Origin of the sequence: Pseudomonas sp. 2822-15 (assembly GCF_002742515.1) — a bacterium.
Taxonomy (GTDB): Bacteria; Pseudomonadota; Gammaproteobacteria; order Pseudomonadales; family Pseudomonadaceae; genus Aquipseudomonas; species Aquipseudomonas salomonii.
Window position 1 is genome coordinate 1 of sequence record NZ_LJRY01000145.1, and the last position, 246, is coordinate 246.

Annotated in this window: 1 protein-coding gene; it reads left to right on the forward strand. The window is 41.5% G+C overall.

The window, feature by feature from the left end; all coding sequences use genetic code 11:
- The coding region (locus AOA59_RS01530) for a sugar phosphate nucleotidyltransferase (protein WP_256593018.1) at positions 1-246 on the forward strand (246 nt) is incomplete at both ends.

Here is a 246-nt window from a genome sequence, read left to right on the forward strand (position 1 = left end):
CATGCCTCAAACAGCTAATCGATACTTTTGAGCGTTATAACTCATCCGTAGTGGGAGTACAGCCAGTTGCTGATCAAGATGTATCTAAATATGGAATCGTAGCACCGAAATCCACTGAAATTGAACCAGGAGTCATTCATGTAGATGACCTTGTGGAAAAACCGAAAGTGGAAGAGGCACCATCAAATTATGCGATCATGGGTCGTTATGTTTTAAGACCAGAAATCTTCCGCATTCTAGATGAGT